1 protein-coding gene is annotated in these 624 nt (G+C 66.0%); it reads right to left on the reverse strand.

The window, feature by feature from the left end; genetic code table 11:
• Window positions 1–55 precede the first annotated feature (55 nt).
• Window positions 56–502, reverse strand: coding sequence for a DUF5681 domain-containing protein (locus tag ACYVO7_RS25760; RefSeq protein ID WP_460452613.1), 447 nt, complete (start codon window positions 500–502; stop codon window positions 56–58).
• Window positions 503–624 lie beyond the last annotated feature (122 nt).

Genomic DNA, 624 nt, shown 5'->3' on the forward strand with positions numbered 1-624 from the left:
GGGCCGACGACGCCGACGGCGCGTTCCAGTTTCGCCAGTCTGGCTCCGATCCGGCTCATTGGTTCGTCTTCTCCTCAAGGCGGGCCAGGCGTTCTTCCAGTTCGGTGGCCTCCAGGATCTTGGTGTAGGTCTCCAGCACCTTCACGACGTCGGCGGCCTCCAATGGCGTGAGGTCCCCGGCCGCGACGGCGTCGAGAATGGCCGAGGCTGCGTGCTTGGCGTCGGCGGCGGATGCGATCTCCGGAAGGTGGAACGCGACCGTCCGGTCCTTGCGAGTTGGGCAGAGCCGGTCCATGCACAGCCGCAGGGCCGTGACGTCGCCGGCGAGAGCAAGGTCAACCGCCTTGCGGGCCAACGCCTCAGCCTCGCCCTCCAGCAGGGCCTCCATGGCCAGCGTCGTGGCGTTTCGGGCGCCCTTGGGCTTCCCGTTCGGGTTCCCGCTCTGGCCGGGCTGGAAGGGGCGGCCCTTGGCCTTGGGCCTCTGTGGCTCAATGACGCTCATCGCTGAAGCTCCGCTGAGACCCAGATTTGCCGGATCTGAACTCAAGCAGAATCCCCTCGCAGATCTGCGTTGCGACTTCTCCGTGAAGCATGGGGCATACGGGAAGCATCGTCATTGAATTG

The sequence above is a fragment of the Alsobacter sp. SYSU BS001988 genome, assembly GCF_054796215.1.

Excerpts from the sequence above, each read along its gene's own strand:
- ACYVO7_RS25760 (WP_460452613.1), bottom strand. The coding sequence starts at position 502 with ATGAGCGTCATTGAGCCACAGAGGCCCAAGGCCAAGGGCCGCCCCTTC.